The organism is Propionibacterium sp., from assembly GCF_047719395.1.
Taxonomy (GTDB): domain Bacteria; phylum Actinomycetota; class Actinomycetes; order Propionibacteriales; family Propionibacteriaceae; genus Propionibacterium.
In genome coordinates, this window is the sequence record NZ_JBDNTB010000050.1 from 18,953 (window position 1) to 21,223 (window position 2,271).

General features: G+C 64.3%; 3 protein-coding genes. All 3 read left to right on the plus strand.

Going from position 1 to position 2,271, the window contains the following annotated elements:
- Positions 1-679: transcription termination/antitermination protein NusG (gene nusG / locus ABF648_RS09400; protein WP_415632023.1), on the plus strand; the 679-nt coding region annotated here is incomplete at its 5' end.
- 109 nt (positions 680-788) lie between these two features.
- Positions 789-1,217, plus strand: coding sequence for a 50S ribosomal protein L11 (gene rplK / locus ABF648_RS09405; protein WP_415632024.1), 429 nt, complete (start codon positions 789-791; stop codon positions 1,215-1,217).
- A 176-nt stretch (positions 1,218-1,393) separates the two neighbouring features.
- On the plus strand, positions 1,394-2,101 hold the full coding sequence (rplA, locus tag ABF648_RS09410) for a 50S ribosomal protein L1 (RefSeq protein WP_415632025.1): 708 nt from the start codon (positions 1,394-1,396) through the stop codon (positions 2,099-2,101).
- Positions 2,102-2,271: the final 170 nt, after the last annotated feature.

Consider the following 2,271-nt stretch of genomic DNA (forward strand, 5'->3'; position numbering starts at 1 on the left):
CCACCCGGCGTGGGGGCCGCGCCCCGCCACCCCCGCGCACACCCCCACCCACCCCGCCGCGCCGCGTGCCAACCCCCTGGCGGAGCTCCACGCCGCGCTCGGCGTGAAGCCGGGAGAATGGTATGTGGTGCACACCTACTCCGGCATGGAGAACCGCGTCAAGCAGAACATCGACAACCGGGTGAAGTCCTTGAGCATGGAGGACTACATCTACGAGACCATCGTCCCCACCGAGGATGCGGTCGAGATGCGCAATGGGCAGAAGAAGAATGTCACGCGTACCTTCCTGCCGGGCTATGTGCTGGTGCGCATGGAGCTGACCGACGAGAGTTGGTCCACGGTGCGCCACACCCCCTCGGTGACCGGTTTCGTGGGCCAGTCCACCTCACCGACGCCGCTCGAGCTGGACGAGGTGGAGCGGATGCTGACGCCCTCGATCGTCGCCAAGGTCAACCTCTCGAGTGCCGCGCTGCCCGGCCGTAGCACGGAGAAGGTCGAAGTCATGGACTTCTCCGTGGGCGACCAGGTCATGGTGGTGGATGGCCCCTTCTCCGGGGTGCACGCCACGATCACCGAGATCAACACCCACAACCAGCGGCTGCGTGCCAATGTCGAGATCCTCGGCAGGGAGACCCCGGTAGATTTGACCTTCCCGCAGATCGAGAAGGTCGTTGACTGACCGATATGTCAGCGCCCCGTTCGCGGGGCAGGGCGTCAGGGCGCCCCACATCACAGGCCACGCGCATCCCTGCAGTGCGATGGCAGACCAGCAATAGAAGGACCCGAAAATGCCTCCCAAGAAGAAGGTAGCGGCGATCGTCAAGATCGCCATTCCTGCTGGTTCCGCGACCCCTGCGCCTCCCGTCGGTACCGCCCTCGGCCCGCACGGAGTCAACATCATGGAGTTCGTCAAGGCCTACAACGCCAAGACGGAATCCCAGCGCGGAACCGTCATCCCGGCCGTCATCACCATTTTTGAGGACCGGACTTTCACATTCATCACGAAGACGCCTCCTGCCGCAGAGCTGATCAAGAAGGCAGCAGGTGTTGCGAAGGGCTCTGGCCATCCCGACAAGGAGAAGGTCGGCACCATCACCTCCGACCAGGTCCGGGAGATCGCCGAGACCAAGATGCCCGACCTCAACGCAAACGATGTCGACGCAGCGATGAAGATCGTCGCCGGCACTGCGCGCTCGATGGGTATCAACGTCAAGTGAATTGGCCCCGCTGCGGCGGGTGGGCTACCGGTCTCGTCGGTGGCCTGGTGAATTCAACCTGAATGAGTACATGTCCGCCGAGGAGAACTCGGTGGACGCAAGCAACTGGTGGGGCCTGTGCGCCCGGACCAGAACCTGGTGGATCAGCTCACGAGGCTGACGGAAAGGAACCAGACATGACGCACTCCAAGCGTTACGAGGCGGCCGCACAGTTGCGCGACGCCGAACAGCTCTACACCACCGAAGAGGCGATGAGCATCATCAAGCAGTTCGCCCCTGCCGCGTTCGACGAGGCGGTCGAGGTCTCCATGCGACTGGGCGTCGACCCGCGCAAGGCCGACCAGATGGTGCGCGGCACGGTCAATCTCCCGCACGGTACTGGAAAGACGGCTCGGGTCCTCGTCTTCGCCCAGGGCGCCAAGGCGGACGAGGCGATCGCCGCCGGGGCCGACGAGGTGGGTGCTGACGATCTCATCGCGCGGGTCACCGATGGCTATCTCGACTTCGATGCCGTCGTGGCCACGCCCGACATGATGGGCAAGGTCGGCCGGCTCGGCCGGGTGCTCGGCCCGCGCGGCCTGATGCCGAATCCGAAGACCGGTACGGTGACCATGGACGTCACCAAGGCCGTCTCCGACATCAAGGGAGGCAAGATCGAGTTCCGCGTCGATCGTCATGCCAACCTTCAGTTCATCATCGGACGGCTCTCCTTCTCCAAGGACGACCTGCTGGACAACTACCGGGCGGCCGCCTCCGAGATCTACCGTCTGCGTCCCAGCACCACCAAGGGTCGCTATGTGAAGAAGATCGTCATCTCGACGACGATGGGCCCCGGCGTGCAGATCGATGCGCTCGCCGCGCGTCCTGCCGAGGTCATTGCCTGATCGCAGGGTTGGAAGCGCAGTTCTGAAACCGAAGGCCGGTGCCGTGTCCACGGTGCCGGCCTTCGGCGCGTCATGTGGCGGCCGGGGTATCTTAGACAGGCTTCAGGGTCCCCAAATTAGCAAGAGAGCAACGCTCGCCGAATTTCAACGACGCGCCACGACGACCGGGG